This is a genomic window from Nocardia sp. alder85J, assembly GCF_020176955.2.
Classification (GTDB): domain Bacteria; phylum Actinomycetota; class Actinomycetes; order Mycobacteriales; family Mycobacteriaceae; genus Nocardia.
The window spans coordinates 136,899-162,340 of the sequence record NZ_JAIUCZ020000010.1; the positions used below are offsets into that span (position 1 = coordinate 136,899).

At 71.0% G+C, this 25,442-nt stretch carries 23 protein-coding genes; 13 read left to right on the forward strand and 10 right to left on the reverse strand.

Features of this window, described 5'->3' with window-relative positions:
* Positions 1-3 precede the first annotated feature (3 nt).
* Positions 4-1,611: a chaperonin GroEL gene (gene groL, locus LBW94_RS33015; RefSeq protein ID WP_225059571.1), complete on the forward strand. Its 1,608-nt coding sequence runs from the start codon at positions 4-6 to the stop codon at positions 1,609-1,611.
* An 81-nt stretch (positions 1,612-1,692) separates the two neighbouring features.
* On the opposite strand, the gene LBW94_RS33020 is transcribed toward groL, so the two are convergent.
* The 3 genes from LBW94_RS33020 to LBW94_RS33030 all read right to left on the reverse strand — a co-directional run bounded on the left by LBW94_RS33020 (position 1,693) and on the right by LBW94_RS33030 (position 3,134).
* Positions 1,693-1,953 carry an RskA family anti-sigma factor gene (locus LBW94_RS33020; RefSeq protein WP_225059570.1) on the reverse strand — a complete coding sequence of 87 codons (261 nt, stop codon included), beginning with the start codon at positions 1,951-1,953 and terminating at the stop codon, positions 1,693-1,695.
* A 1-nt stretch (position 1,954) separates the two neighbouring features.
* On the reverse strand, positions 1,955-2,608 hold the full coding sequence (locus tag LBW94_RS33025; RefSeq protein WP_416276995.1) for a sigma-70 family RNA polymerase sigma factor: 654 nt from the start codon (positions 2,606-2,608) through the stop codon (positions 1,955-1,957).
* A gap of 232 nt (positions 2,609-2,840) precedes the next feature.
* A complete protein-coding gene (locus LBW94_RS33030) occupies positions 2,841-3,134 on the reverse strand; it encodes a WhiB family transcriptional regulator (protein ID WP_026344120.1) in 294 nt (97 codons plus the stop codon).
* A gap of 642 nt (positions 3,135-3,776) precedes the next feature.
* Between LBW94_RS33030 and LBW94_RS33035 the strand changes: the two genes are divergently transcribed.
* The 3 genes from LBW94_RS33035 to LBW94_RS33045 all read left to right on the forward strand — a co-directional run bounded on the left by LBW94_RS33035 (position 3,777) and on the right by LBW94_RS33045 (position 6,801).
* A complete protein-coding gene (locus LBW94_RS33035; RefSeq protein WP_225059568.1) occupies positions 3,777-4,772 on the forward strand; it encodes a hypothetical protein in 996 nt (331 codons plus the stop codon).
* A gap of 144 nt (positions 4,773-4,916) precedes the next feature.
* A complete protein-coding gene (locus tag LBW94_RS33040) occupies positions 4,917-5,495 on the forward strand; it encodes a sigma-70 family RNA polymerase sigma factor (RefSeq protein ID WP_225059567.1) in 579 nt (192 codons plus the stop codon).
* Positions 5,488-6,801 carry an anti-sigma-D factor RsdA gene (locus LBW94_RS33045; RefSeq protein WP_225059566.1) on the forward strand — a complete coding sequence of 438 codons (1,314 nt, stop codon included), beginning with the start codon at positions 5,488-5,490 and terminating at the stop codon, positions 6,799-6,801. Before LBW94_RS33040 ends, LBW94_RS33045 begins: the two co-directional genes overlap by 8 nt.
* A 192-nt stretch (positions 6,802-6,993) precedes the next feature.
* Here the strand turns inward: LBW94_RS33045 and LBW94_RS33050 are convergent, their stop codons facing one another.
* Positions 6,994-7,407, reverse strand: coding sequence for a DUF5319 domain-containing protein (locus LBW94_RS33050; protein WP_019932909.1), 414 nt, complete (start codon positions 7,405-7,407; stop codon positions 6,994-6,996).
* 239 nt (positions 7,408-7,646) lie between these two features.
* Here LBW94_RS33050 and guaB point away from each other — a divergent pair, with 239 nt between their 5' ends.
* Together guaB and LBW94_RS33060 are read left to right on the forward strand one after the other, a co-directional pair.
* Positions 7,647-9,188, forward strand: a complete 1,542-nt coding sequence (guaB, locus tag LBW94_RS33055; RefSeq protein ID WP_225059565.1) for an IMP dehydrogenase — start codon at positions 7,647-7,649, stop codon at positions 9,186-9,188.
* A gap of 230 nt (positions 9,189-9,418) precedes the next feature.
* A complete protein-coding gene (locus tag LBW94_RS33060) occupies positions 9,419-10,570 on the forward strand; it encodes a GuaB3 family IMP dehydrogenase-related protein (protein WP_225059564.1) in 1,152 nt (383 codons plus the stop codon).
* Between the two features lie 23 nt (positions 10,571-10,593).
* Here LBW94_RS33060 and LBW94_RS33065 read toward each other — a convergent pair whose 3' ends face one another.
* Positions 10,594-11,385, reverse strand: a complete 792-nt coding sequence (locus tag LBW94_RS33065; protein ID WP_225059563.1) for an alpha/beta fold hydrolase — start codon at positions 11,383-11,385, stop codon at positions 10,594-10,596.
* Positions 11,386-11,483: 98 nt separating this feature from the next.
* On the opposite strand from LBW94_RS33065, the gene guaA reads away from it, so the two are divergent.
* Positions 11,484-13,085, forward strand: coding sequence for a glutamine-hydrolyzing GMP synthase (guaA, locus tag LBW94_RS33070; protein ID WP_225059562.1), 1,602 nt, complete (start codon positions 11,484-11,486; stop codon positions 13,083-13,085).
* A gap of 62 nt (positions 13,086-13,147) precedes the next feature.
* On the opposite strand, the gene LBW94_RS33075 is transcribed toward guaA, so the two are convergent.
* From LBW94_RS33075 to LBW94_RS33085, 3 genes are all read right to left on the reverse strand, one after another.
* Positions 13,148-13,390, reverse strand: a complete 243-nt coding sequence (locus LBW94_RS33075; protein ID WP_225059561.1) for a hypothetical protein — start codon at positions 13,388-13,390, stop codon at positions 13,148-13,150.
* Positions 13,383-14,954, reverse strand: coding sequence for a PspC domain-containing protein (locus LBW94_RS33080; RefSeq protein WP_225059560.1), 1,572 nt, complete (start codon positions 14,952-14,954; stop codon positions 13,383-13,385). The genes LBW94_RS33075 and LBW94_RS33080 overlap by 8 nt, the downstream gene beginning before the upstream one ends.
* Before the next feature lie 141 nt (positions 14,955-15,095).
* On the reverse strand, positions 15,096-15,740 hold the full coding sequence (locus LBW94_RS33085; RefSeq protein ID WP_225059559.1) for an MspA family porin: 645 nt from the start codon (positions 15,738-15,740) through the stop codon (positions 15,096-15,098).
* A 452-nt stretch (positions 15,741-16,192) separates the two neighbouring features.
* Between LBW94_RS33085 and LBW94_RS33090 the strand changes: the two genes are divergently transcribed.
* The gene (locus tag LBW94_RS33090) at positions 16,193-17,464 is read left to right on the forward strand and encodes an ATP-binding protein (protein WP_225059558.1); all 1,272 of its coding nucleotides are present in this window, start codon (positions 16,193-16,195) and stop codon (positions 17,462-17,464) included.
* Positions 17,465-17,586: 122 nt separating this feature from the next.
* Complete coding sequence (locus LBW94_RS33095) at positions 17,587-18,222, forward strand: response regulator (RefSeq protein ID WP_225059588.1); 636 nt, start codon at positions 17,587-17,589, stop codon at positions 18,220-18,222.
* Between the two features lie 6 nt (positions 18,223-18,228).
* Here the strand turns inward: LBW94_RS33095 and LBW94_RS33100 are convergent, their stop codons facing one another.
* Positions 18,229-19,386 (reverse strand): serine/threonine-protein kinase, encoded by a 1,158-nt coding sequence (locus LBW94_RS33100; protein ID WP_225059557.1) that lies wholly within the window; start codon positions 19,384-19,386, stop codon positions 18,229-18,231.
* Positions 19,387-19,617: 231 nt separating this feature from the next.
* Between LBW94_RS33100 and LBW94_RS33105 the strand changes: the two genes are divergently transcribed.
* Positions 19,618-20,361 (forward strand): hypothetical protein, encoded by a 744-nt coding sequence (locus LBW94_RS33105; protein ID WP_225059556.1) that lies wholly within the window; start codon positions 19,618-19,620, stop codon positions 20,359-20,361.
* Between the two features lie 735 nt (positions 20,362-21,096).
* The gene (locus LBW94_RS33115; protein ID WP_416276996.1) at positions 21,097-23,148 is read left to right on the forward strand and encodes a DNA polymerase Y family protein; all 2,052 of its coding nucleotides are present in this window, start codon (positions 21,097-21,099) and stop codon (positions 23,146-23,148) included.
* 9 nt (positions 23,149-23,157) lie between these two features.
* On the opposite strand, the gene LBW94_RS33120 is transcribed toward LBW94_RS33115, so the two are convergent.
* The gene (locus LBW94_RS33120) at positions 23,158-23,358 is read right to left on the reverse strand and encodes a DUF5808 domain-containing protein (protein WP_225059555.1); all 201 of its coding nucleotides are present in this window, start codon (positions 23,356-23,358) and stop codon (positions 23,158-23,160) included.
* 79 nt (positions 23,359-23,437) lie between these two features.
* On the opposite strand from LBW94_RS33120, the gene LBW94_RS33125 reads away from it, so the two are divergent.
* A complete protein-coding gene (locus tag LBW94_RS33125) occupies positions 23,438-24,229 on the forward strand; it encodes an alpha/beta fold hydrolase (protein ID WP_416276997.1) in 792 nt (263 codons plus the stop codon).
* A 73-nt stretch (positions 24,230-24,302) separates the two neighbouring features.
* Positions 24,303-25,217, forward strand: a complete 915-nt coding sequence (locus LBW94_RS33130) for a sucrase ferredoxin (protein WP_225059553.1) — start codon at positions 24,303-24,305, stop codon at positions 25,215-25,217.
* Positions 25,218-25,442: the final 225 nt, after the last annotated feature.

The window sequence follows — 25,442 nt, forward strand, 5'->3', positions numbered from 1 at the left end:
CCCATGGCAAAGCAGATCGAGTTCGACGAGAAGGCTCGTCGGGCAATGGAACGCGGTGTCGACAAGCTCGCCGACGCCGTCAAGGTCACGCTCGGCCCGCGTGGCCGGCACGTGGTGCTCGCCAAGGCGTTCGGTGGCCCGACGGTCACCAACGACGGCGTCACCATCGCGCGTGACATCGACCTCGAGGACCCCTTCGAGAACCTGGGCGCGCAGCTGGTGAAGAGCGTCGCCACCAAGACCAACGACGTGGCCGGCGACGGCACCACCACCGCCACCGTGCTGGCCCAGGCCCTCATCAAGGGCGGCCTGAAGAACATCGCGGCCGGCGCCAACCCGATCGCCCTCGGCTCGGGCATGAGCAAGGCCGCCGACGCGGTGTCCGCGGCCCTGCTGGCCGCCGCGCAGCCGGTGTCCGGTGAGACGGCCATCGCACAGGTCGCCACCGTGTCCTCGCGCGACGCCGAGATCGGCGAGATGGTCGGCAAGGCGCTGACCACCGTCGGCAAGGACGGCGTGGTCACCGTGGAGGAGTCCTCCACGCTGCACACCGAACTCGTCATCACCGAGGGCGTGCAGTTCGACAAGGGTTACCTGTCGGCCTATTTCGTCACCGACCCGGACAAGCAGGAGGCGATCTTCGAGGACGCCTACGTGCTGCTGCACCGGGAGAAGATCTCCTCGCTGCCGGACTTCCTGCCGCTGCTGGAGAAGATCGCCGAGTCCGCCAAGCCGCTGCTGATCATCGCCGAGGACATCGAGGGCGAGGCGCTGTCCACCCTGGTGGTCAACGCGATCCGCAAGACGCTCAAGGTGATCGCGGTGAAGGCGCCGTACTTCGGCGACCGCCGCAAGGCGTTCCTGCAGGACCTGGCCGTCGTCACCGGCGGCACCGTGATCGAGCCGGACCTGGGCATCACGCTGCGCGAGGCGACCCTGGAGCAGCTCGGCAACGTGCGCCGCGTCGTCGTCACCAAGGAGGCCACCACCCTCGTCGAGGGTGCCGGCGCCCAGGCCGACATCGACGGCCGGATCGCGCAACTGCGCGCCGAGATCGAGAACACCGACTCCGACTGGGACCGCGAGAAGCTGGAGGAGCGGCTGGCCAAGCTGTCCGGCGGCGTCGCGGTGATCAAGGTCGGCGCGGCCACCGAGACCGCGCTCAAGGAGCGCAAGTACCGGGTCGAGGACGCGGTCAGCGCGGCCAAGGCCGCGGTCGAGGAGGGCATCGTGCCCGGCGGCGGCACCGCGCTGGTGCAGGCGGCCGCGAAGCTGGGCGAACTGCGCGACTCGCTGACCGGTGACGCGGCCATCGGCGTCGACGTGGTGCGGCAGGCGCTGCAGGCCCCGCTGTACTGGATCGCCGCCAACGCCGGCGTCGACGGCGCGGTCGTGGTCTCCAAGGTCACCGACGGCAAGGACGGTTTCAACGCCGCCACCCTGACCTACGGCGACCTGGTCACCGACGGCGTGGTGGATCCGGTGAAGGTCACCCGCTCCGCGGTGCTCAACGCCGTCTCCGTCGCCCGCATGGTGCTCACCACCGAGAGCGCCATCGTGGAGAAGCCGGAGGCGGAGCACGCCGACGCCCATCACGGTCACGCCCACTAGACGCACACGAAAAGACCGGTGGGCCCGTTCACATCCCGGATGTGAACGGGCCCACCGGCGTGTCTCCGGTGTTCGTGCCCGTCAGCGGCCGCCGGTGCGGCCCGGATCGGGAACGGGCGGGAGCGCGGCCAGCAGCCGGGCCCGCAGGGCCGCCGGTGGCTCGGTGGCCACGACGCCGGCGATTACGGTCAGAGCTTCCCGGGTACGTCGAACTTCCCGGGTGAAGGCCGCGCGCAGCACGGGATCCGCGTTGTCGAGTAGTTCCGCCACCGCGCGCCGGTCTTCGTCGCCGATCGACCCGAGCGCTACCGTGTGCGCGAGATCGATCTGGCTTTCGTTCATCTCACGTCACTCCCAAACTCTTCTTCAGTCGTGTCAGGCCGTCCCGGATACGAGACTTGACGGTGGGTAACCCTACGCCGAGATAGGCCGCGACCTCGGCATATGTGCGCCCGCCGAAGTAGGCGAGTGAGATCGCCTCGCGCTGCGTATCGGTGAGGGACGCCAGTCCTTCCAGTACCGCCTGCTGTTCGAGCCGCCGGCCGACCTCTTCGGTGACCTCGTCGAACTCCTTACCCAGAGTGCTCACGCCGTACGCCACCTCGCGCTGGGCGTGGGCCTGTTCGGCGCGCACGCGGTCGACCGCGCGGCGGTGGGCGAGGGTCATCAACCAGGTGACCGCCGAGCCCTTGGCCGAGTCGAAGTTGGCCGCGGTACGCCAGATCTGGAGGTAGACCTCCTGCGTGGTCTCCTCCGCGTAGCCGGGGTCGTGTAGGACGCGCAGCACCAGACCGAACACGCGGGCGCAGGTGCGGTCGTACAGCTCGGCGAACGCCCGCTGATCCGACTGCCCGCAGCGTTCGAGAAGTGCGGCGAGTTCGATGCTTTCGGCTGCGCGTGCCCTGACCGCAGAGTCTCCGCCCGGTGTCGCCACCGGCCCGCTCCCGACTGCTTCCTGGAACGAGTCGCCCTCTGCGGCCGGTGGCCGCGTTGTCACAACGCTCCGATCTGTGTCATCGGCGACCACCGTAGCGCGGTGCGGGAACCTCCTCTCGGCTGGGGTGTCGGGAAACCACATGTGCCCCAGTGGCTTTCGGACATTCCTCCCAACACGCCGAGGTGTTCGCAAGAGACGCGCCGTGACTGCCGCCGGAGTGGCCGGTTGTTTGCTAGGCATTCGGCGCACCATCCGCTACGGATGGCCCGGGGCGAAGAGGAATTTCGTGGCGCTAAACGGCCAGGCGGCGACGGTTGCGGCGGGCGTGCATCTCACGCTCGGTTTCCGACATACCGCCCCAGATGCCGTAGGGCTCACTGACCTTGAGGGCGTGGCTGCGGCACTGCATCAGCACCGGGCAGGTCCGGCAGATCTCCTTGGCGCGCATCTCGCGCTGGGCCCGGGCGCGGCCACGCTCACCGTCGGGATGGAAGAAGACCGACGAGTCCACGCCACGGCAGGAACCGCGCATCTGCCAGTCCCAGACGTCCGCGTTCGGCCCGGGAAGGTGGGTGGGCATGGGCATGGTGAACTCCTTGTGGTGCGAGCTCGTCGGCGTTGTCGAGCGGTGCTTGGTGAAGCAACGGTCTGTCCGGACCCGGGTGCGGCCGGACGAGCCGGCGCCGAGATGGGGCTCGGACCGAATCGCCGGGCAACCGGCGATCGCAGTTCGCGGTCGCCGCAATTTCGAGCGGCGCCGACGACGGCGATGACGTACGTTATGTCGTGTAGTGAAAACGAGTCAATAGTTTCCCCGGCGACGATTCGAATTCACGGGGCTCCGAGATTTAACCGGTCGGCTATTTACATCTCGGCCGCGATTGGCGATACTGATCGGTTGACCAGTCTTCGCCTGAGCAGCCCGATCGGTGTGCCTGGTCACAAATCGCCAGCTCGCGCGCAATTTCCCGGTGGTGGGTTGCCGATGGCTTTGGCCATACCCGGCCGCTGTGGTATATGACGAACGACACTGTTCGTATTGATCGGGCCGGTGTCAGATGGCCGAATCGAGGCGGCCAGGTTAATTATCCGAAAAGCATTACACTTTCTCGATATCTGTGCTGAGTGGTAGCCGGGTAGAGATTTACGCGATCGAAACATGCTGTGAGAATTCTCTGGACGCGGGCCGCTCGGTACCCCGCCGGATGCCGATCGATAGGGTGCGACCGTGCTCGACCTCCACCTCCCCGGCGAGTCACGGCTGCGGCCGGAACGCAGGGTGTTCGCCGACGCGGCCTTCGGTGCCCGCCCCGGCATCGCTGCTGCCGAATTGCCCGCCGCCACCGACGCGGTCGAAAACTGGTTGCGCGCGGTGATCCTCGGTGGCCAGGGTCGTTACGCCGCAGCGCGTGCGGCCGCCGCCCGGGTCCGCCGCCACACCACCGATCCGGTGCTGTGCTCGCTCGCCGTCAGCACCGAGGCGTCGCTGTGGCGGCAACTGGGCTGGCACGCTCGCGCCGCCGGCTTGGACGGCCGCGCGCTGGCCCTGGTGACCGGCCCCGGATCCGCGTCGGCCGCAATCGAATCCGGCGACGCCTGTCCCGGACAGCCGGCCGGTGATCTCGGGCCCGCCGCCGGACCCGGTCGCGACGAGGCGGTGTGCGACGCATTCACCGGCCTGGCCGCGGACGCGCTGGGCACTGCCGATCCGCTGCTCGCCGCGCGGCTGCTGGAACGTTGCCAGGTGCCACTGCGCCGCCTCGGGGATCGGCCCGGCAGCTGGCGGCCGCGGTTGCGCTGGCATTGGGTCGCCGCCGAGACGGCGCTGTCGTCGCCCGCGGGTGCTGCGACGGCGCTGACCCACGCCGAGACCGCCGTGGCCCTCGCCGCCGACTGTCCGTCGGTGCGGCATCGCGTCAAGTCCCGTCTACTCCTGGCGGCCGCCGCCACGGTGGCCGGCGACCCGGACCGGGCCCGCGCGCTGTCGGCGGGTGTCGCCGCCGAATGCCGTGAGCACGGACTGCTGCCATTGCGGTGGGCCTGCGCCATGCTGCGCACCGGGCTGGGCGATGCGCCGGGAGACGAGGGTCACGCCGCCGATCCCGGCCCCGGCCGTGCCACCGTCCCGTCCGTGGCGGCCGCCGCCGCGGAGGCGGATCACTGCGCCCGGGTACTGGCCGAGTACGGCGGCCGACTGCGCACGACCGCGGAACTTTCACGGTGACCCCGATTTTGGGGTGACCTGTGCGGGCCCATGATGCCCTCGTGCCGGGGGTTAGCGGCTATTGTTGGACCGTTCCGCCCGACCGGCGGAAGCACCGGTCGGGATTCGGCCGTGCCACTTGTAACGCCAGGAATCTCTCTGACGATGACGCACACGGGTGAGGAGTTGGACGCCGCCGTAGCTGCCGCAGCGCAGGGCGATCGTTCAGCTTTAGCCCAGGTACTGGAGACCATTCGCCCGCTGGTGGTGCGTTACTGCCGCGCGCGGATCGGGTCTGCGGAGCGTGGGCAGCTCTCCGCGGACGACGTTGCGCAGGAGGTATGTCTGGCCGTGATGACCGCCCTGCCCCGATATCAGGATCAGGGCAGGCCCTTCATGGCCTTCGTCTACGGGATCGCTTCGCACAAGGTCGCAGACGCTCATCGGAATGTCGCCCGTAACAGGTCGGACTCGATGGCCGAAGTACCAGATGTCATATCCACCGACCAAGGGCCGGAACAACGGGCTCTCGAATCGGAGACGAGTCGGCAGATGAACAGTCTGCTGGCCACGCTCCCCGAGAAACATCGAGAGATCTTGATTCTGCGTTTGGTCATGGGTTTGTCGGCAGAAGAAACTGCTGTCGCCGTGGGCAGTACGGCGGGAGCTATACGAGTGGCCCAGCATCGGGCGCTCGCGAAACTGAAGTCACAAGTGGCGAGGGCAGGTGAAATGTATGGCTAGGGATGGCGAGCGCGGTCGGGGCGACTGGAAGGCGCGACGCGGATCGCGAGACAGCGGTCCCTATGCCGATTCGTCCGGCGACCCGGAATCGGGCAACACCGGGCCGGTGGACATCATGGCGGTCCGCCGCGACGACGCGCTGATCGAGGCGATCGCCGGCGACGGCCCGGTCACGACCGACAGTTCCGAGGAGTATCAACTCGCGGCCCTGCTCGCCAACTGGCGAGCGGAGATCATCGAGCCTCCGCTGCCGGCCGGACCGGATCTGGATGCCATCGTGGCCGCCGTCAATCAGGAGATCGGCGCACGGCAGTCCCGGATCGGCGGCGCCCGGCGCGGCAATCTGCGACTGGTCCGGCCGTTGCTCGGTGCGGCCGCGGCGGTGGCGGTGATCGCCGGTGGCACCACCGCGTTCTCCTACAGCGCACAGCCGGGTGATCCGTTGTGGCGGGTGAAGGAGGTGGTGTTCAGCGAACAGGCTCAGACCACCATCGCCCAGCACGCCGACGACGACCTGACCAAGGCGCAGGACTTCATCGCGCAGAACCGCCCGGAGCAGGCCAAGGCACTGCTGCAGAGCGCGTCGAGCACGGCGACCCAGGTGAGCGACGATGGACGCAAGTCGGATCTGCTGGAGAAGTACAACGATCTGCTGGTCAAGCTCCAGGCGCTGGGTCCGGGAGCGGCCGCCGGGCTGACCCCCGCGGTCCCGCCGCGGCAGACCGTGCCCGGTTCGCAGCCGCCGACCTCGGGCTCCGAGCAGCCGGTCACCCCGGGCGGTGGGCCGGGCCGGCCCACCTACGATCCGCGGTACGCGCCGCAATCGTCCGGTAGCGGTCCGGAGAGTCCGGGCGGTGACCACAACGGCCCGGGTCGTCTCGACGGCCCGTCGCCGGAATCCGGTGGTCCGATCGTCCCGCCCGGGCACACCACCGTGGTCAGCCCCCCGAGCGAGCCGTCCTCGCCGGGCAACCACGAACCGGGCGGGCACGAATCCGGTGGCAGTCACGAGCCCGGCGGTACCGGTAGCGGGCCCGACGGCGGCACGCCCGCCGGGCCGAGCACCATCGCGACGCCCGGCGAGTCCGGACCGGACAAGCCGGGCGCCGGTGAAGGTATCGGCGGAGGCGGTGCGCCCGGGGGGGACCCCACGCCCGCTCCGAACACTCCCGCTCCGAACACTCCCGTGAAGCCGGTCGCACCGTCCGGCGACGACCCGCACATCCATCCGACGATGCCACCGGTAGCACCGACCACGGTGCTGTTGCCGCCGATCGGCGGTACGGGGCTGGGCGGAATCAAGTAACCGCTCCGGACACCAGCGCACACGACGAGCACGGCCGCGAATTCTCGCGGCCGTCCGTGTGTCCGGGCAGCGGCGTCCCGGGGGAGTGTTCGTCCGGGGACCGTTCATGTTTCGAGCTGTGCGTACGAGTGATGTTGCCGCGCCGGGTGTTTCACACCGCCCGGGGCCGCTCGGCCCGCGGGGTCGCGGTGGTCAGGCGTCGAATCCGTCGAACCCGTCGCCGTGCAACGCCTCGTTCATCGAGGCGTCGGCGTAACCACGGCAGTAGTCCCAGGTGACGTACGCCTCCGGGGTGGGATCGTAGGCGGGCTCGTGCGGGCGGACCGTGCCGTCCACCAACAGTTGAAGCAGGTTGGCGCGCAGCATGTCCCAGTCGTGGTAATGATCCTGCCGGCAGTCCTCGCAGCTGACCACGAGTCCACGGATGCCCCGATGCGCCAGCAGCGCCTCGTAGACGGCGAGATCGGCGAGATCTTCTTCGACCGCTAGGCGCTCGTGAGGATCCAGCGGTTCCCCCGGCTCGATGGCATCGAGCGCGGCCGACGGGTCGGAGGGGTCTCCGGCGAATGGATCCGGCGGCAGGCCAGGTGGTAGATGGTCACGCACAATCCCACGGTACGCAGAACAAGGGGCTGTGCGCCAGCGCTGGCCTCAATTTGCTGCGTTGTGTTTATGGAGGTGGCCGCCGACCGGTACGGCGGCGGGGCGAGTGGGTCACCCTCCGGCGCGTCGCGTTTGCCCGTAGTTGTCCGATGCCGCTCGGAGCCGCCGAACCGTCCGCGGTGGGGGGCCGATACCATGGACGTACAGGTGCCGGGTTGCAATTCCAGGAGGGGTTTTTTCCGATGAGTGATCCCGTGATGGGCGAACGCGCCGTCCGCCCGCATACGGGTGGTGACGATCCGAACAAGATCGCCATGCTCGGCCTCACGTTCGACGACGTGCTGTTGCTGCCGGCCGCTTCGGATCTCATCCCCAGTTCGGTCGACACATCCAGTCGGCTGACGCGCGACATCATCTTGCGCACGCCGCTGGTCAGTTCGGCGATGGACACCGTCACCGAGGCCCGGATGGCGATCGCGATGGCCCGCGCCGGTGGTATGGGTGTGCTGCACCGCAATCTGTCCGTCGCCGATCAGGCGGCCGCGGTGGAGACGGTGAAGCGGTCCGAGGCGGGCATGGTCACCGATCCGGTGACCTGCCGTCCCACCGACACGCTCGCCGAGGTCGACGCCATGTGCGCGCGCTACCGCATCTCCGGTCTGCCGGTGGTGGACGAGAAGGGCGCGCTGGTCGGCATCATCACCAACCGCGACATGCGCTTCGAGGTCGACCAGGACCGCCGCGTCGCCGACGTGATGACCAAGGCCCCGCTGATCACCGCGCAGGAGGGCGTCACCGCCGAGGCCGCGCTGGGGCTGCTGCGCCGGCACAAGGTGGAGAAGCTGCCCATCGTGGACGGCAACGGCCGGCTGCGGGGCCTCATCACCGTCAAGGACTTCGTCAAGACCGACCAGTTCCCCCATGCCACCAAGGACCGCGACGGCCGCCTGCTGGTCGGCGCCGCGGTGGGTGTCGGCGAGGATTCCTGGTCGCGGGCCATGTCGCTGCGCGACGCCGGGGTCGACGTGCTGATCGTCGACACCGCGCACGGCCATCAGGCGCAGGTGCTGCAGATGGTGGCCAAGCTGAAGACCGAGGTGGGCGAGCGCATCCAGGTCGTCGGCGGCAACATCGCCACCCGCGAGGGCGCGGCCGCGCTGGTCGAGGCCGGCGCCGACGCGGTCAAGGTCGGGGTGGGCCCCGGCTCCATCTGCACCACCCGGGTGGTCGCCGGGGTGGGCGCCCCGCAGATCACCGCCATCCTGGAGGCCGTCGCCGCGTGCAAGGCCGCCGGTGTGCCGGTGATCGCCGACGGCGGCATCCAGTACTCCGGCGATGTGGCCAAGGCCATCGCGGCGGGCGCGTCCACCGTGATGCTCGGCTCGCTGCTGGCCGGCACCGCCGAGTCGCCGGGCGATCTGATCCTGATGAACGGCAAGCAGTTCAAGAGCTACCGCGGCATGGGGTCTCTGGGCGCGATGCAGGGCCGCGGCCAGGCCAAGTCGTACTCCAAGGACCGCTACTTCCAGGACGACGTCCTCGCCGAGGACAAGCTGGTGCCGGAGGGCATCGAGGGCCGAGTGCCGTTCCGCGGCCCGGTCAACCAGGTCATCCACCAGTTGGTCGGCGGCCTGCGGGCGGCCATGGGCTACACCGGCTCGCACACGATCCCCGATCTGCAGGAGGCGCAGTTCGTGCAGATCACCGCAGCCGGCCTGAAGGAGAGCCACCCCCACGACATCACGATGACCGTGGAGGCCCCGAACTACACTGGCCGCGGCTGATACCTGACGGCCGCGGTGTCCGCGGCCGGTAGGACGGAGGTCACGGGATTCCGGCGGGCACCGGAACCCGGAGCGACGAGCGTGTGGTTCCGCTGTCCGCACCGCGAGCGGGCATCGGGGCGCCGGGCGGACGCCCGGTGGTCGCGCCGGCGCGGCCGCCGCGTGCGCTCGTGCCGATGCACGGGTTCATTCGGTGTCGTGTACGTCGAAACAACAAGGGAGAACAATCAATGCGCGACATGGTCGAGATCGGCATGGGCCGGACCGCTCGGCGGACCTACGAGCTGGACGATGTCGACATCGTTCCCTCCCGGCGGACCAGGTCCTCCACGCAGGTGTCGGTGGCCTGGCAGCTGGACGCCTACCGCTTCGACATCCCCGTCGTCGCCCATCCGTCCGACGCCCTGGTGTCGCCGGAGTTCGCCGTCGAACTGGGCCACCTCGGTGGCCTCGGCGTGATCAACGGCGAGGGCCTGTGGGCGCGGCACGCCGACGTGTCCGCGCGCATCGATCAGCTGATCGAGGTCGCCGAGAAGCAGGGCCCCGAGGCCGCGGTCACCCTGTTGCAGCAGTTGCACTCGGCGCCGATGCAGCCGGATCTGCTGGCCGGCGCGGTGGCGCAGGTGCGTACCGCGGGCGTGACGGTGGCGGTCCGGGTCAGCCCGCAGAACGCGCGCGCGCTCACCCCCGCCCTGGTACAGGCCGGGATCGACCTGCTCGTCGTGCACGGCACCATCATCTCCGCCGAGCACGTCGGCGGCGCCGGCGCCGCGGCGTCGGCCACCGAACCGCTGAACCTGAAGACCTTCATCGCCGATCTCGACGTGCCGGTGGTGGCCGGCGGCGTCAGCGATCACCGCACCGCCCTGCATCTGATGCGCACCGGCGCGGCCGGGGTGATCGTCGGTTACGGCTCCACCCCGGGCTCGACCACCACCGGTGAGGTGCTGGGCATCGGCGTGCCGATGGCCACCGCGATCGCCGACGCCGCCGCCGCGCGCCGCGACTACCTCGACGAGACCGGCGGCCGCTACGTGCACGTCATCGCCGACGGTGACATCGTGTCGTCCGGTCAGCTGGCCAAGGCCATCGCGTGCGGCGCCGACGCGGCCATGCTCGGCGTGCCGCTGGCGCTGGCCCACGAGGCCCCGGGCCGGGGCTGGTACTGGCCGACCGCCGCCGCGCATCCCTCGCTGCCGCGCGGCCTGCCGTTGCAGTTCGCCGACGACGAGGACCGCCCGTCGTTGCAGCAGGTGCTCTACGGTCCGGCGAGCGATCCGTGGGGTTCGGTGAATCTCGTGGGCGCACTGCGTCGTTCGATGGCGAAGGCGGGCTACAGCGAGCTCAAGGAGTTCCAGAAGGTCGGCCTCTCGGTGCGCTGACCGGCCCGGTCGCCCGGCGGCGGTCAGTTGCTCAGGGCCAGTTCGTCCAGGAAGGCGCCGAGGGCGGCGTTCACCGCGGCCGGATGGGTCATGGTGACGGCCTGATGCGCACCCGGAATCTCGACGAAGCGGGAATCCGCCAGCCGCCGCGCCAGTTCCACGGCGTTGCGGCGCGGGACGCCGGCCAGCGCCGGGTGGATCACCAGTGCGGGACAAGCGATCTCGGACAACCGGTCGACGATGCTGTCGCGGGCGAGCAGGCAGTTGGCGGCGGCCTCGGTGGCCCGCGGATCGCGGGTCACCCAGCGCTGCGTCCAGATCGTGCAGTGCCAGGGATCATCGCCGATCAGGCGGCCGGCCAGCTGTTCGGCCAGCAGGTACCGCGAACCCGGACCCGACCAGCGATCGAGGAACCAATGCGCGGTCTCCAGTTCCAGCGCGCTGGCCGGATGCGCCTCGGTCGCGATCAGGACCAGGGCGGCCACCCGGTCCGGGGACAGCAGCGCGGTGCGCAGCGCGCTGAATCCGCCCTGCGAGGCGCCGCCCACCACCGCGCGGTGCACCCCCAGGTGATCGAGCACGGTCAGCGCGTCGCGGGCCGCGGTCCAATAGGTGAACGGCAAGCCCTCGTCGCGGGTGCGGCCGTGTCCGCGGGCATCCCAGGTGACGATCCGGTAGTCCGGCGCGAGCGCCGTCACCTGGGCCGCGAACATCGTTGTGTCCATGAAGAATTCGTGCCCCAATAGCACCACGGGACCGTCGCCGCCGGTGTCCTCGTAATGGATCTCGGCATCGATCGCACGGGCGAATGGCACAGCACGAGGATAGCCGTGCCGCCGCGGCCCCGAAGGGCCCGCGCCGCACTCGGTGGACGCGGCGCGGACGGTCGCGGCGCCGTCACTAAACTGGCCCGGTGGCAGATACCCAGCGACCAGTCCTCGTCGTCGATTTCGGGGCGCAGTACGCGCAGTTGATCGCGCGGCGAGTACGTGAGGCCAGCGTGTACTCCGAGGTGATCCCGCACACCGCGACCGTCGAGGAGATCGCCGAGCGGCAGCCGCTCGCGGTGATCCTGTCCGGCGGACCGGCCAGCGTGTACGCCGAGGGCGCGCCGCAGCTGGACGCGCGACTGTTCGATCTGGAGGTGCCGGTCTTCGGGATCTGCTACGGCTTCCAGGCCATGGCGCAGGCGCTCGGCGGCACCGTCACCAACACCGGCACCCGCGAATACGGCCGCACCGAACTCAGCACCGACGGCGGTCTGCTGCACGGCGGCCTGCCGACCGTGCAACCGGTGTGGATGAGCCACGGCGACGCGGTCACCGACGCTCCGGCCGGCTTCGAGGTCACCGCGACCAGCGTGGGCGCGCCGGTGGCGGCGTTCGAGGATCCGGCGCGGCGGCTGGCCGGGGTGCAATACCACCCCGAGGTGCTGCACTCCCCGCACGGCCAGCAGGTGCTCAGCCGGTTCCTGCACGAGATGGCGGGCATTCCCGCGGCCTGGACCCCGGCCAATATCGCCGATTCGCTGATCGAGCGGGTGCGCGCGCAGGTCGGTGACGCGCACGCGATCTGCGGCCTGTCCGGCGGCGTCGACTCCGCGGTCGCGGCCGCGCTGGTGCAGCGGGCCATCGGCGACCGGCTCACCTGTGTGTTCGTCGACCACGGCCTGCTGCGGGCCGGGGAGCGCGAGCAGGTGCAGCGCGATTTCGTCGCCGCGACCGGCGCCCGCCTGGTCACCGTCGACGCGGTCGACAAGTTCCTGGGCGAGCTGAAGGGCGTGACCGACCCGGAGGAGAAGCGGAAGATCATCGGCCGCGAATTCATCCGGTCGTTCGAGGACGCCATCGCCGAGGTCGTGCAGACCACCGAGCACGACACCGCCGGCGCCCCCACCACCAACGGCGCCGGAGGCGGTCCGCTGGTCGAATATCTGGTGCAGGGCACCCTCTACCCGGATGTGGTGGAGTCCGGCGGCGGCACCGGCACCGCCAATATCAAGAGCCATCACAACGTCGGCGGCCTGCCCGACGATCTGGAGTTCGAACTGGTCGAGCCGCTGCGACTGCTGTTCAAGGACGAGGTGCGCGCGGTCGGCCGCGAGCTGGGGCTGCCGGAGGAGATCGTGGCCCGCCAGCCGTTCCCCGGTCCGGGCCTGGCCATCCGCATCGTCGGCGAGGTCACCGCCGAACGGCTGGCCACGCTGCGGCAGGCCGACGCCATCGCCCGCGAGGAGCTCACCGCGGCCGATCTGGACAGCCGGATCTGGCAGTGCCCGGTCGTGCTGCTGGCCGACGTGCGCTCGGTCGGCGTGCAGGGCGACGGCCGCACCTACGGCCATCCGATCGTGCTGCGCCCGGTGTCCAGTGAGGACGCGATGACCGCGGACTGGACCCGGCTGCCCTACGACGTGCTGGAACGCATCTCCACCCGCATCACCAACGAGGTGGCGGAGGTCAACCGGGTGGTGCTCGACGTGACGAGCAAGCCGCCGGGGACCATCGAATGGGAGTGAACCACCGCTGAGGGCCCGGTCGCGATGGCGACCGGGCCCTCAGCGTTTGCCGGTGGGGTGTGTCAGCGCTTGCGGCGTGGTGAGAGCACCAGGCCGCAGCCGACCACGACGGCCGCGCCCACCACGATCCAGCCGATCGGCAGGCCGCTGTGCGCGGGCCAGCTCGACGGGCCGATGAAGGCCCAGACGCTCACCAGCACGGCGAGCAGACCGGCCAGCAGGAGCAGTAGCGACGGGCCGCGGCGGGCGCCGCGAGCGGATTCGGTGTCGATCGGATCGGTGCCGATCGGATTCTGGTCAGCCACGTTTCACCTCCACGTGTCCGGCACGGACGTCGATATCGAGATGCAGGACCGGGCCGATCGCGGGTCCGGTGAGGCCCTGCGGGCAGTCCGCGGCGTCGGCCAGCCGGACGGTGCAGGTGGTGTCCAGCCGCATCGATTCCGGGACCAGCACCCGCAGATTGCCCATTCGGACCTTGGCGGTCGCGGTCCGGTCGTCGGTGAGCGCCAGCGAGCGCAGGTCCAGCGTGCCGGTGCCCGCGCTGACCCGGAACGGCTGGTCCAGTTCGGCGGCCGTCGCGGGGGCCCAGGCGTGTTCGCCGACGGCGCCGCGATCGAATTCCACCGGTCCGATCGCCGCGGCCAGGATCACGAATCCGGCCAGCGGTGCCAGCAGCACCATCAGGCCGTAGCCGCGGCGCAGGAAGGCCCCGACGATCAGCCCCAGTCCCACCACCGCCAGCGCCACCGCGCCGATCCGGGCCGGGGTCATCCAGTCCACCCCGAGAGCGGCGATCCCGCCCGCGATCGCGGCGGCGAGGACGGCGTGCCCGATCACGATGGGGGTCAGCCGCGAGCGCGGCGGCCGTGGCAGCACCGCGACCGGGCGCGGCGGTGCCGGATCCGGCAGATCCCAGGCCAGCGGGGAGACCCCCAGCGGATCCCAGCCGGGCGGCCTGGCGCCGAAGCGGGTCGAATCGGCGGTCGTGTCCCGGCGGGCGTCGCCGCGGCCCCGGAATCTGGATGCGGTCGAGGTGGTGGACGGGGCCGGCCCGGCGGGGTCGTCCGATTCCGGCGCGTCGACCACCGGATCCGTGGCGCCCGGCACGAATTCGTCGGTGGTGACGGCTGCGTCCGCGGGTGATCCGCCGCCGGACGCGGCGGCGGCACCGGTGGCCGTGGCAGTCGTGGTGCCGGGGGCGGAAGCCGTGGTGCCGGAAGCGGAAACACCGGCGTCCCGCGGATCCGGGACGGTCGCTGCGGCCGGATCCGGCTCGTAATGGTCCGGCAGCGTCGTGTAAGGCCCGTACGGGTGGGCCGCCCACGGGGAACCACCGGGGAAGACCGTGCCCGGGTAGCCGGTCGCCGCGATCGGGTTCATCGTCAGCGGATCCACCTCGTCGGCGGGTGGTTGCGGCTGCCGCAGGTACAGCAGCCACCAGCCGGCCACCATCAGCGCGAAGCTGATCAGCCCGGAACCGCCGAGGCCGACCCCGACCGGGCCCATGGTGGCGAGCGCGATCACCAGCGCGATGAGCAGTACGACGGTCCGCATCGGGGACTGCCCGGTGTAGCCCTTGCCGAGCAGCCCCTGCGCCGGCGACACCTGATCGCCCGCGGCGGGCAGCAACAGCCAGGCCGCCAGGTACAGCACGATGCCCGCGCCGCCGAAGATCGTCGCCACCACGAACGCGATCCGGATCAGCACCGGATCGACGTCGTAGCGCCGCCCGAAGCCCACGGCGACGCCGGCGACAGGCCCCTGTCGCGGGCGGCGCACGGGCCGGGTTCGCCACAGATGCTGGAGTTGCTCGTTGAATCCGGCCCGGCTACCGGTGCCCCCGGCCCAGCCGCTCGCTCTGGTCATGAGTCTCATGGTGGAACGGCCGGGGGCCGGTTGCATCGGGGTGAACCCTGAAATGAGACCTGAACTCCTGGGCACGGTCCGGTCACGTCGTCGTGACCGGCCGTGTTCGCCCAGCTCAGGGTGCCGGATACCAGATCTCGATCAGATGACGGCCGGATCGCCGAAGACCGCGCCGGAGGCATCGGTGGTGGGCGAGGTGGCCGTGATCATGCTGTAGGGCCGGATCGTGAGCGGACCACCGCAGTGGTGGGCCGACAGACGGAAATCGTGGCTGACGATGGTTCCGGTCAGATCCGGGGCCAGGTCCTTCTCACCGATGACGACCTCCTTGATCTCGCCGGGCGCGATGGACAGATCCAGCCCGATACCGGCCGAGATACTCGGGCCGAGCGTGGCATCGACACTGGGCGACACCGCGTCCGGGCTCACGGACACCCCCGCGTCGGCGCCGAGTCCCAGCGAGGCGGACGCGTCGGCGCTGAAGACGACGTCGATGTCGACCGCGCAGGCGACGAAATATCCGGCCTTCAGCTTCCCGGTGCCGCCGGCGACCCGGCCGTAGAAGCTCCCGTCCAGGAACGCCTCCCGGTTGGTGGGCATGTTGTTCAGAGGCGCGATCGGACGGATCGTGTAATCGCTGTGTCCCACCGTGTAGGTGAGCCCGTCCGAGGTGCTGTAGGTGTTCTCGTGCGGTGCGAACCCCCCGGTGTCCGCCACCGCGTGCGGTGCGCCGAACAGCAGTCCGGTGGCAGTCGCGGCGATCGCGAATGCGGACGTGAAGTGCATTTTTCTCCCCTGTGCCGCGCCTGGCAGGCGCACTGTCTGCGCACCGCCCGATGGTCGTGGGACCGTCGGGCGGGGCATCGCCCTCCTCGCCGGGAAGCCCGGCGAGGCCTCCGGTGAATGCCTGTGTGAGGCAGGTCGGCCCGGATTCGATGCCGCACTCAGCGTGACCCGGCGGGCGCCCCGCAAGCAGCTGCTTATTCGCGCTCGCCGGACGAATCTGCTGGTCATCGGGTTGGAGGCGGTTTTCCGGACCGGGTCCGGAATCGAGGCCACCGACGGTCGGATTGTCCGGTCCGGACAATGAATGCCCTGGTGACGGGATTGCGACGCTGCCGGGACGGACGTGCGCACGGCTCCGAGCCGAACGGACCGGTCCGGGCCCGCACCCCCGAGGGCCGAATGGGGGTTGTTCCCGATGGTCGGTGTCGGGGGGCCGTGCCAGTATCGAAGGCATGTTCCCGGTCACGCCCGCCCTGGATGCGCCCGCGCCACCACCGCGGCTGTTGCGGCGGGCCGGCGGCCGGGTGGTGGGCGGTGTGGCCGGCGGCATCGCCGATCATCTCGGGGTCGACGTGTTCAAGGTGCGGATGGCCTTCGTGCTGCTGTCCGCCCTGATGGGGGCGGGCATCGTCGCCTACGGACTGCTGTGGATCTTCACCTCGGCCGGTGCGGACGGCCCGCCGCCGACGGGGGCGGAGCGGCGGCAGGCGGTCGGGCTGGTGCTGCTGGGGCTGGCGCTGGCGGTCTCGATGTCCTGGGTGTTCAACGGCACCGCCGCGCACGTGGTGGGGCCGATCGTGGTGGTCTCCGTGGGCGCGGCGCTGGTGTGGCGGGAGTTCGACGCCGAGGGGCCGCGGTCGATGCTCGGGCTGCCCGCCCGGCCCGGTGTTCTGACCTGGACCCGCATCCTGTCCGGGGCCACGCTGATCGTGGTCGGGCTGAGCGTGGTGGTGCTGGCCCGGATCAATCTCAGCTCGATGGGGTCGGCGCTGATCGCGGTCGGCGTCACCCTGGTCGGGGTCGGGCTGCTGACCGTGCCGCTGTGGCTGCGGCTGATGCGGGCGCTGAACTCCGAGCGCGCCGCCCGCATCCGCAACGAGGAGCGCGAGGAGATCGCCTCCCATCTGCACGATTCCGTGCTCCAGACGCTGGCGCTGATCCAGCGGCAGGCCGGCGATCCGCAGGAGGTGGTGCGGCTGGCCCGCAGCCAGGAGCGGGAGTTGCGCAAGTGGCTGTTCGAGGATTCGATGCCCGCCGAGTCGAGCCTGGCCGCGGCGCTGCGCACCATCGCCGGTGAGGTGGAGGATCAGCACGGGGTGAAGGTCACGCCGGTGACGGTCGGCGATGTCTCGATGGATCCGGCCGACACCGGATTCGGCCTGCCCAAGGAACATTTCACCGCGCTGCTGGGCGCCACCCGGGAGGCGCTGGTCAACGCGGCCAAACACGCCGGTGTCCCCACCATCGACCTGTTCGCGGAGGTGGAGCCGGAGCAGGTCAGCATCTTCGTGCGGGATCGGGGTGCCGGTTTCGACCCGGCCGCCGTCCCCGGCGACCGCCGCGGCGTCGCCAAGTCCATACGTGCCCGCATCGAGCGTCGCGGCGGTTCCGTCGACATCCGTTCCGGCGTGGGCCGCGGCACCGAGGTCCGGATCACCTTGCCCCGCACCGATTCCGAGGGCCGCTCGGGCGCCGATCAAGAGCCCGCGGCGGAGCGCGGGTGACGGGGTGCGAGGCCGGTCCGCGCCCGCCGGGAATCGGTAGGGTGAGTGCGGCCGAGGATGTTTCGTTCCCGGGGGCGGACGATGCCGTCCCGGGGATCGACGAGCGAGGGAGAGCAGTGTCCATCCGGGTTTTTCTGGTCGACGACCACGCCGTGTTCCGCTCCGGGGTGCGGGCGGAGCTGAGCCGGGAAGCCGATATGGTGGTGGTCGGCGAGGCCGGTGCGGTGGGTGAGGCCGTCGCCGGGATCAGGGTCGCTCGCCCGGATGTGGTGCTGCTCGATGTGCACATGCCCGACGGCGGCGGGGTGGCGGTATTGCAAGGTATCGATCCGGGCCCGGTGTGCCTGGCGCTCAGCGTGTCCGACGCCGCGGAGGATGTGATCGCGGTGATCCGAGCCGGGGCCCGCGGTTATGTCACCAAGACCATCTCCGGACCGGAACTGGCCGACGGCATCCGCCGGGTGGCCGGCGGCGACGCGGTGTTCAGCCCGCGGCTGGCCGGTTTCGTGCTGGACTCGTTCACCGGCCGTTCCCCGGTTCCGGAGCCGCAGCTGGATCCCGAACTGGATTCGCTGACCCCGCGGGAACTCGAGGTGCTGCGCCTGCTGGCTCGCGGATACACCTACCGCGAGATCGCCGAAACCCTGTTCATCTCGGTGAAAACCGTGGAGACGCACGCCTCGAACGTGCTGCGCAAGACCCAGCAGTCCAACCGCAACGCGCTGACCCGCTGGGCCCACCGCCGCCGCATCGACTGAGACGGCCTACAGCGCGACCAGCACGACGATGATGATCAGCAGGCCGATCAGCAGTCCCACCGCGATGGCGAGCGGTCCGGCGTTCGGGCCGAGGCTGTCCAGGCCGATGCCGCCGCTCTTCGCGGCCTTACGGGGAGCCGGTTGCCGCAGCGAGGCGGGCGCGCCACCGAGCGAGACCGCGCGCGGCGGGCGGGGCAGCGGCGCCGTATGCGGGCTGCGCAGCCCGGCGGCGGAGTTGCGGGCCGCCCAGGCCGGAATCGTGCCGTCCTCGGTGCGGATCGGCGCGCCGAGAATATAAGGCCCGGTGCCGGGCCCGAACACCGCGGCGAGGATCTCGTTGCGGGCCTCGGCCATGGTCGGGCGGCGTTGCGGCGCCGGCTCCATCATGTGCAGCAGCACATCGGTGAGCGGCCCGCTGCGGCTGGGCGGGATGATCTGCGCCATCGCGGCGCGGGTGACGATCACGTTCTGGTCCTCGTCGTACCCGTACGGCGTCTGCCCCTCCACCGCCGTGTACAGGGTGGCGCCGAGCGAGTACACATCGCTGGCGGCGGTCGGCTGCGCCCCGCGGGCCACCTCCGGCGGCATGTAGGCCGGGGTGCCGGTGATCATGTCCTCCTGCTCACCGGCGAGATCTCCGGCGCCGGCGGCGATACCGAAGTCGGACAGCTTGGCCTTACCGACCTCGCCGCCGCGATCGGCGACCAGGATGTTGCCGGGCTTGATGTCGCGGTGGGTGATACCGACGGCGTGCGCGGCGGCGAGTGCGTCGGCGACCTGCGCTCCGATCTGCGCCACCTCGACCGCCGGCAGCACATCGACCAAGGCCAGTGCCTTCGCGACGCTGCGCGACGGTAGATACTCCATCACCAGCCAGGGCTCGCCCGCCTCCAGCACCACGTCGTACACCGCGATGGCGTGCTCGTGTGACAGTTTGGCCGCGACCCGGCCCTCGTGCACGATCCGATTGCGGACCTCGGCGGCCTCCGCCTCGGTGAGTCCGGCGGTGGTCAGCACCTGTTTGATGGCGACATCCCGATTGAGCAGGCGGTCGGTCGCCAGCCACACCGCACCCATGCCGCCGCCGCCGAGCTTCGACTGCAAGCGGTAGCGACCGGCGACGAGGTAGTCGGGGCCGACGATGGGACGAGCGCGTTCGGTCACGGCCGCGAGAATAGCCGAAAACCATCCTGACTGGCCCGGTTACCCGGAGTCGGCTTCCCGCCCGGAGCATCTTGACGCGCACCGAAGTGGGGGTTCTACTGAGGTGGTATCGAACGTATATTCGACTATGATCGATAGCTGAACAGATGCTGGTCATCGGCTGCGGTGATGTCCCCGGCCCGTCTCGGTGTCGCGGTGGAGTCCGTTCGGTGAGAGATGGGTGGTCGTTGGATGGGTTCGGCTGAGGAACGGAAAGCGGAGCAACTGGCGGACCTGCGCCGCCGCATGGCCGCCATCCCCGCACGTGGAACCGGTGCCACCACCCGGCCCTCGGTCTCGCGACGGTCTCGCCGGGAGTCGCTGCCGGTGCCGTCCGCGCTGGCGGAACTGCTGCCCGAGGGTGGCGTACCACGCGGATCGGTGGTGGCGTACGCGGGTGCGAGCTCATTGCTGGCGGGCCTGCTGGCCGCGGTGACCGCCGCCGGCGGCCATGCCGCGGTGGTCGGCCTGCCCCGGCTGGGCCTGCTCGCCACGGCCGAGATGGGTGCGCACCTGGCCCGGCTGTACGTCGTCCCCGACCCCGGCCCGGACCCGGTGGAGATTGCCGCAGTATTGCTGGACGGCCTGGATCTGGTGGTGCTCAACCTCGGCGGCCGCTCGGTCCCGGCCGCCCGCACCCGGGTGCTCGCCGCCCGCGCCCGCAGCAAGAGCGCAACCCTCGTGGTGACCGGTGGCGCCTGGATCGGCCCGACCCTGCGCATCGCCACCGAGATCGACGGCTACGACGGCATCGGCCGCGGCACCGGCCGGTTGCGCACCGTACGCCTGAACGTCTGCGTGCGCGGCCGTTCCGCTCCGCCCCGCACCGGCCGCCTGGCCCTGAGCCCCCGCGACGGGCAGGTCGAATGGCATGCCCCCCAACCGGATTCGACGTTGACGCCGGTCCCGGAAGTCACCCGCCATGCCGTCTCCTGACCCGGAGCCGTCTCCGGCCCGCCGGAACGGATATCGAAGCTCGAGTGGACCGGGCATGCCCGCGATCGGCCGCGGGATGCCGGAGACCGGCCCGTTCCGGCCATCGCTGTTCACCGCCGCCCGCCGCCGGACCGCCGGCGGCCGAGCGCGACGGCGATCGGCCCGCTCGGAGGTGGTCGTCCCGACCGGGCCGGCGACAGCGTGGACGATGCTGCCTCTGCTGTCGGGCCCGATCGAACGGCCGGTGGCCGGAACTCGGCCGGGGCGGATCACCTGCCCGGGCGGAACGGCCGAAATCGGGCAGATGCGACCGCATGGACGGTCCGGACCCACTCGCGAGTTCCGGTCGGGTGATCTCAGGGACCCGGCCGACACCCATGGGCGGTCCGGACCCGCCCGTGAGTTCCGGCCTGCGGCACACCGGTCGCCGTCGCGATCAACGGCGACGCCGTGGGCGGCGGTCTGGAATCGGCGCCGGCCTGCCACTACCGGGTGGTCGTCGTCGACGACCCGGCGGTGCGGCTCGGCCTGCCGGAAGCCCTGGTGGGTCTCATGCCCGGTGGCGGCGGCACCGCCGCGGACCCGCAGCCGGCCATGCCATGTCGAGGACCCGGTCGACACCGGCCGGATCACGGTGCCCATCAGTGGCCGGAGGCGCCGATCCGAACGATCCGCCTCCTCGGGAGCGGCCGTCATGGCCGCGTCGAGGACGAGGCGCGCGGTCGGGGGAGTGCGGTGAGGGCGTCCCGGTCACAGCGTGCGGCGCGGGTGCTGGCGCTGTGGTGCCCGGACTGGTCGGCGGTCGCGGCGGCGGCCGTGGACGCGGTACCGGCGACCCGGCCCGTGGTGGTGCTGCACGCCAACCGGGTGGTGGCGGGAACGGCGACCGCACGGGCCGAGGGGGTGCGGCGTGGTGCGACCCGCCGGGAGGCACAGGCCCGCTGCCCGGATCTGCATGTGGCGCAAGCGGATCCGGATCGTGACGCGCGACTGTTCGAACCGGTGGTGGCGGCCGTGGCCGAGATCGTGCCCGGAGTGGAGGTGCTGCGGCCCGGCTTGGTGGTGCTGGCCGCGCGCGGCGTCGCCCGATTCTTCGGATCCGAGGAGACGGCGGCCGAACGGCTGATCGACACGGTCGCGGCGACCGGGGTGGAATGCGCGATCGGCATCGCCGACGAACTGTCCACCGCGGTGATCGCCGCCCGCCGCGCGGCGATCGTGCCGCCCGGCGCCGGGGCGCGCTTCCTGGCGCCCCTCCCGGTGGCGGAACTGGCCGTCGAACCGAGCCTCGCCGCCCCGGAACGTCACGACCTGGTGGACCTGCTGCACCGCCTGGGCCTGCGCCGCATCGGCGATTTCGCCGCGCTGACCCCGGCGGAGGTCGGCTCCCGATTCGGCGCCGACGCGATCCGCGCCCACCGCTGCGCCCGGGCCGAACCGGAACGCCCGCCCTCGGCGGCCCCGCCGACGGCGGATCTCGCGGTGGAATACCCCTGCGATCCACCGATCGACCGGATCGACGCCGCCGCCTTCGCGGGCCGACTGCTCGCCACCCGGCTGCACGAGCGCCTGTCCGGTGCGTCGGTGGCCTGCACCCGGCTGATCGTCTCGGCGGAAACCGCTGCGGGCGAACAACTCTCCCGAGTCTGGCGCTGCGCTGAACCGCTCACCCCGGAAGGCACCGCCGACCGGGTGCGCTGGCAGCTGGACGGCTGGCTCACCCAGCGCGCCCTGCGGGGAATCCCACCGGACGAGGAGCCCGGGGCCACGGTGTACGGTCGCGGCACCGCTCCGGCCGTTCCCCGAACGAGGGGCCGCGCGCCCGCACTGGGTTCCGACAGCACAGCAATGGATACGGGCAGAGCGCCCGCGCCGGGTGCCGGCAACGCGGCAATGGATCCGGGCAGAACGCCTCTGCCGGGTGCCGGCAACGCGGCAGTAGGTCCGGGCAGAACGCTCGCGCCGGGTGCTGGCAACGCGGCATCGGGTCCGGATAGCGCGCCCGCATCGGGTACGGGTGACACGGCAGTAGGTCCGGGCAGAACGCTCGCGCCGGGTGTAGGCAACACGGCAGTCGGTCCTGGCAACATGTCCGCACCGGGTGCGGAAGGCGCGGTCGTGGGTTCGAGCGGCACGAGTACGGCGAGGCCGGGCGGACGCCGCGACGGCACGAGGCCGGGTGGAGTATCTGCGCGCTACGGTAACCAGACCCCCGCTGCCCCGATCACCGTGCTGCGGCTGGAACCCGTCGAGGTCGTCACGACCACCGCTCTGCAATGGGGTCTGTGGGGTGAGGCCGGCGACAACGAGGATCGTGCCCGCCGCGCTCTGGTCCGGGTGCAGGGACTACTGGGTGGAACCGCGGTGCAGGTCGGAGTGCTCAGTGGTGGCCGCGGCCCCGCCGAGCGCATCACCCTGATCGCCCTCGGCGACGAGCCGGCGCCCCGGTCCGATCCGGAGCTGCCCTGGCCGGGCCGATTACCCGAACCCGCACCGGCCGTGGTGCTGGTCGACCACCCCGGCGTGCGGCTGGTGGCGGCCGACGACGCACCGGTGTGGGTGACCGACCGCGGCGATTTCACCGCCGTCCCGGCCCGGCTGTACTGGGGTCGCAAGGACTGGGCGGTGACCGGCTGGGCGGGCCCCTGGTTGCTGGACGAACAATGGTGGGGCAGCACTCGCTCCGACTGTCTCGTCCGCGCTCAGGTGCTGCTCGACGACAAGGTGCGAACCCTGCTGCTGCTCGGTTACGACCGCACCTGGCACGTGGAGGGCCTCTACGAGTGAGCTGCTACCTCACTTCCGCAGCGGATGCAGCAGCCGGTGGACGTTCAGGTCGTAACCCCAGCCGAAGACCTTCGGGGTGAACAGCCGCGAATCGTCCGGATTCCACCAGCGGGCCCGCAGCCGGGCCAGGGTCGGTGCTCGCCAATCGTAGGGAATGCCGAGCGCCGTGCCCTGCGGGCCGGGAACTCGGTCGTCGGGACCGGTCGTCATGGCTCCATCCTGCCATTCGGGTACGACAAGCGGCCGGACCCGGCATATGGCACCCGGCACATTCTGCGGCGCCGCCGTGATGGCATCCGTACTCTGGCGAAACGTGGAGTCGATCGTCATCCGGGTGCCGCTGGGCGGCGTGCTGATCGCCTGTCGCGATTCCGGGCGGCCCGTGGCGCCACATCCGCTGTCCGAGGTACCGGTGTTGCTGGTGCACGGCATGGGTGGCGACGGTCACACCTGGGACCGGTTCGCGGACCGGCTGATCCGATCCGGCCGCCGGGTGATCATCCCGGATCTGCGCGGTCACGGGCGCAGCGCACATACCAATTCCTATCGTTTCGACGAGTTCGGCGCTGATCTGCTGCGGCTGTGCGAACACCTGGAGCTGTCTACCGTCGATCTGGTCGGGCACTCGCTCGGCGGCTATGCGGTCTCCTGCGTGGCGCTGGAGCGGCCCGCGCTGGTGCGGCGTCTGGTGATCGAGGAACAGCCGCTCCCGATACGCTCCGGCGACGAGCGGCCGCCCCTCACCCGCCGCTTCCCGTCGCTGCCGGAACTGTGGCACGCCACCACCAGCTTGATCCGCCATCCGCGGGCCGTGCTGGCCTTCGATCGTGCCATGACCCGCACCGCCCTGGAACAGTTCCGTAAGCCGAATCCGGAATGGTGGGAACGGATCTCCGACATCACCGCCCCCACCTTGTTCCTGCGCGGCGGCCCCGGCGGCATGGTCGACCCGGAGAAGCTGGAACTGTTCCGCGCGACCGTCCCCGATTGCACGGTCGGCGTCTTCACCAGCGGCCACAGCATCCACCGCGACCGCTACCGCGAATTCGTCACCACGGTCCTGCCCTTCCTGGGGCACTGAGACCGGATCGTCCGCCGCCCGCGAGATCCGTGCAGGCCGCGGCGGGCGCGTGAGACGACGGTTCTATTCTGAAATGATGTTCACCGGTTTGTCCTGCTCGGCCGCCGCCGCGATCGACATCCCCCTGCCCGGCAGCGCCACCCGGGTGTCCGGGTGGCTGTGCGTGGAGCAGCCCGGGGCCTGGGGCCGGGACGTGATCGGTGACGAGGTGCTGGGCCCGGAGCTCACTCCGGAACTGGCCGCGCGCACCAAGGCCGCGCAGGTGCGGCCGACGCTCATCCGCCGCCCGGGACGCAGCGAATTCACCGGTGTCCGAACGATATTGCTGGTGAGCTCACGACCGGGAGAATCCTGGTGCGAACGGCTGGAGATCACCGAGCTGAAGCAACTGCTCGACCTGGACCTGCACCTGCTGACCGGCCCCGCCCCCGGACTCGGTGCGCCCGTTGCGGATTCGCCGATCCTGGTGTGCACGCACGGAAAACGCGACCAATGCTGCGCACTGCTGGGCCGCCCGATCGCGGCCCGGCTCGCCACCGAGTATCCCGATCGGGTCTGGGAGTGTTCGCACACCGGTGGCCATCGCTTCGCCCCCGCGATGGTGCTGCTGCCCACCGGCCTCACCTTCGGCCGCCTCGACGAGGACGCCGCGGTGGCGGTGGTGGCCGCCGCCGACCGCGGCGAGCTCCCGCTGACCGGATTCCGCGGCCGCAGCGGTTGCTCACCGGTCGAACAAGTAGCGGAAATTGCTGTGCGGGAACGGGTTCCGGTGCTCGCGAACGACCTCGCGGTATCCGCGGTACCCGATGCCGAACCCACCGGTGACCCGGCTACCTTCGCCGGTGCCGCCCTGGTGGCTCATCGCGACGGCCGCCGCTGGTTGGTCACCGCGCACACCGTGTCCTATGCTCCGCGCCAGGCCAGCTGCGGCGCCGCCCCCAAATCCGCGACCGCCGTGGTCGCGGACGGGATCCGCGAATTGCGCTGAGGCATCGGCCACTCGGCGCCGTCGGCATTGTCGACGGGCGAACCGGTCGCCGACCTGGGCATGCGGGTCGGTGCCGTCGATCCGGTGGCCGGTAGCGGGCGACACCGCGCGGTCCGGCAGCCTGTTTCGGCGAGCAGTCGGAGAGCACTGCGGCGCAGCGCGGCGAGTGCGGGGTCCCGCCGACAGGACCCGGTGGCTGCCGGGTCCGCGGGCTGCGCCGGCGCA

Coding starts and splice junctions, on each gene's coding strand:
- LBW94_RS33090 (WP_225059558.1), top strand. CDS start 16,193: ATGTTCCCGGTCACGCCCGCCCTGGATGCGCCCGCGCCACCACCGCGG.
- LBW94_RS33020 (WP_225059570.1), bottom strand. CDS start 1,953: ATGAACGAAAGCCAGATCGATCTCGCGCACACGGTAGCGCTCGGGTCG.
- LBW94_RS33040 (WP_225059567.1), top strand. CDS start 4,917: ATGACGCACACGGGTGAGGAGTTGGACGCCGCCGTAGCTGCCGCAGCG.
- groL (WP_225059571.1), top strand. CDS start 4: ATGGCAAAGCAGATCGAGTTCGACGAGAAGGCTCGTCGGGCAATGGAA.
- LBW94_RS33130 (WP_225059553.1), top strand. CDS start 24,303: ATGATGTTCACCGGTTTGTCCTGCTCGGCCGCCGCCGCGATCGACATC.
- LBW94_RS33125 (WP_416276997.1), top strand. CDS start 23,438: ATGGCATCCGTACTCTGGCGAAACGTGGAGTCGATCGTCATCCGGGTG.
- guaB (WP_225059565.1), top strand. CDS start 7,647: ATGAGTGATCCCGTGATGGGCGAACGCGCCGTCCGCCCGCATACGGGT.
- LBW94_RS33080 (WP_225059560.1), bottom strand. CDS start 14,954: ATGACCAGAGCGAGCGGCTGGGCCGGGGGCACCGGTAGCCGGGCCGGA.
- LBW94_RS33030 (WP_026344120.1), bottom strand. CDS start 3,134: ATGCCCATGCCCACCCACCTTCCCGGGCCGAACGCGGACGTCTGGGAC.
- LBW94_RS33060 (WP_225059564.1), top strand. CDS start 9,419: ATGCGCGACATGGTCGAGATCGGCATGGGCCGGACCGCTCGGCGGACC.
- LBW94_RS33045 (WP_225059566.1), top strand. CDS start 5,488: ATGGCTAGGGATGGCGAGCGCGGTCGGGGCGACTGGAAGGCGCGACGC.
- LBW94_RS33085 (WP_225059559.1), bottom strand. CDS start 15,740: ATGCACTTCACGTCCGCATTCGCGATCGCCGCGACTGCCACCGGACTG.
- LBW94_RS33105 (WP_225059556.1), top strand. CDS start 19,618: ATGGGTTCGGCTGAGGAACGGAAAGCGGAGCAACTGGCGGACCTGCGC.
- LBW94_RS33120 (WP_225059555.1), bottom strand. CDS start 23,358: ATGACGACCGGTCCCGACGACCGAGTTCCCGGCCCGCAGGGCACGGCG.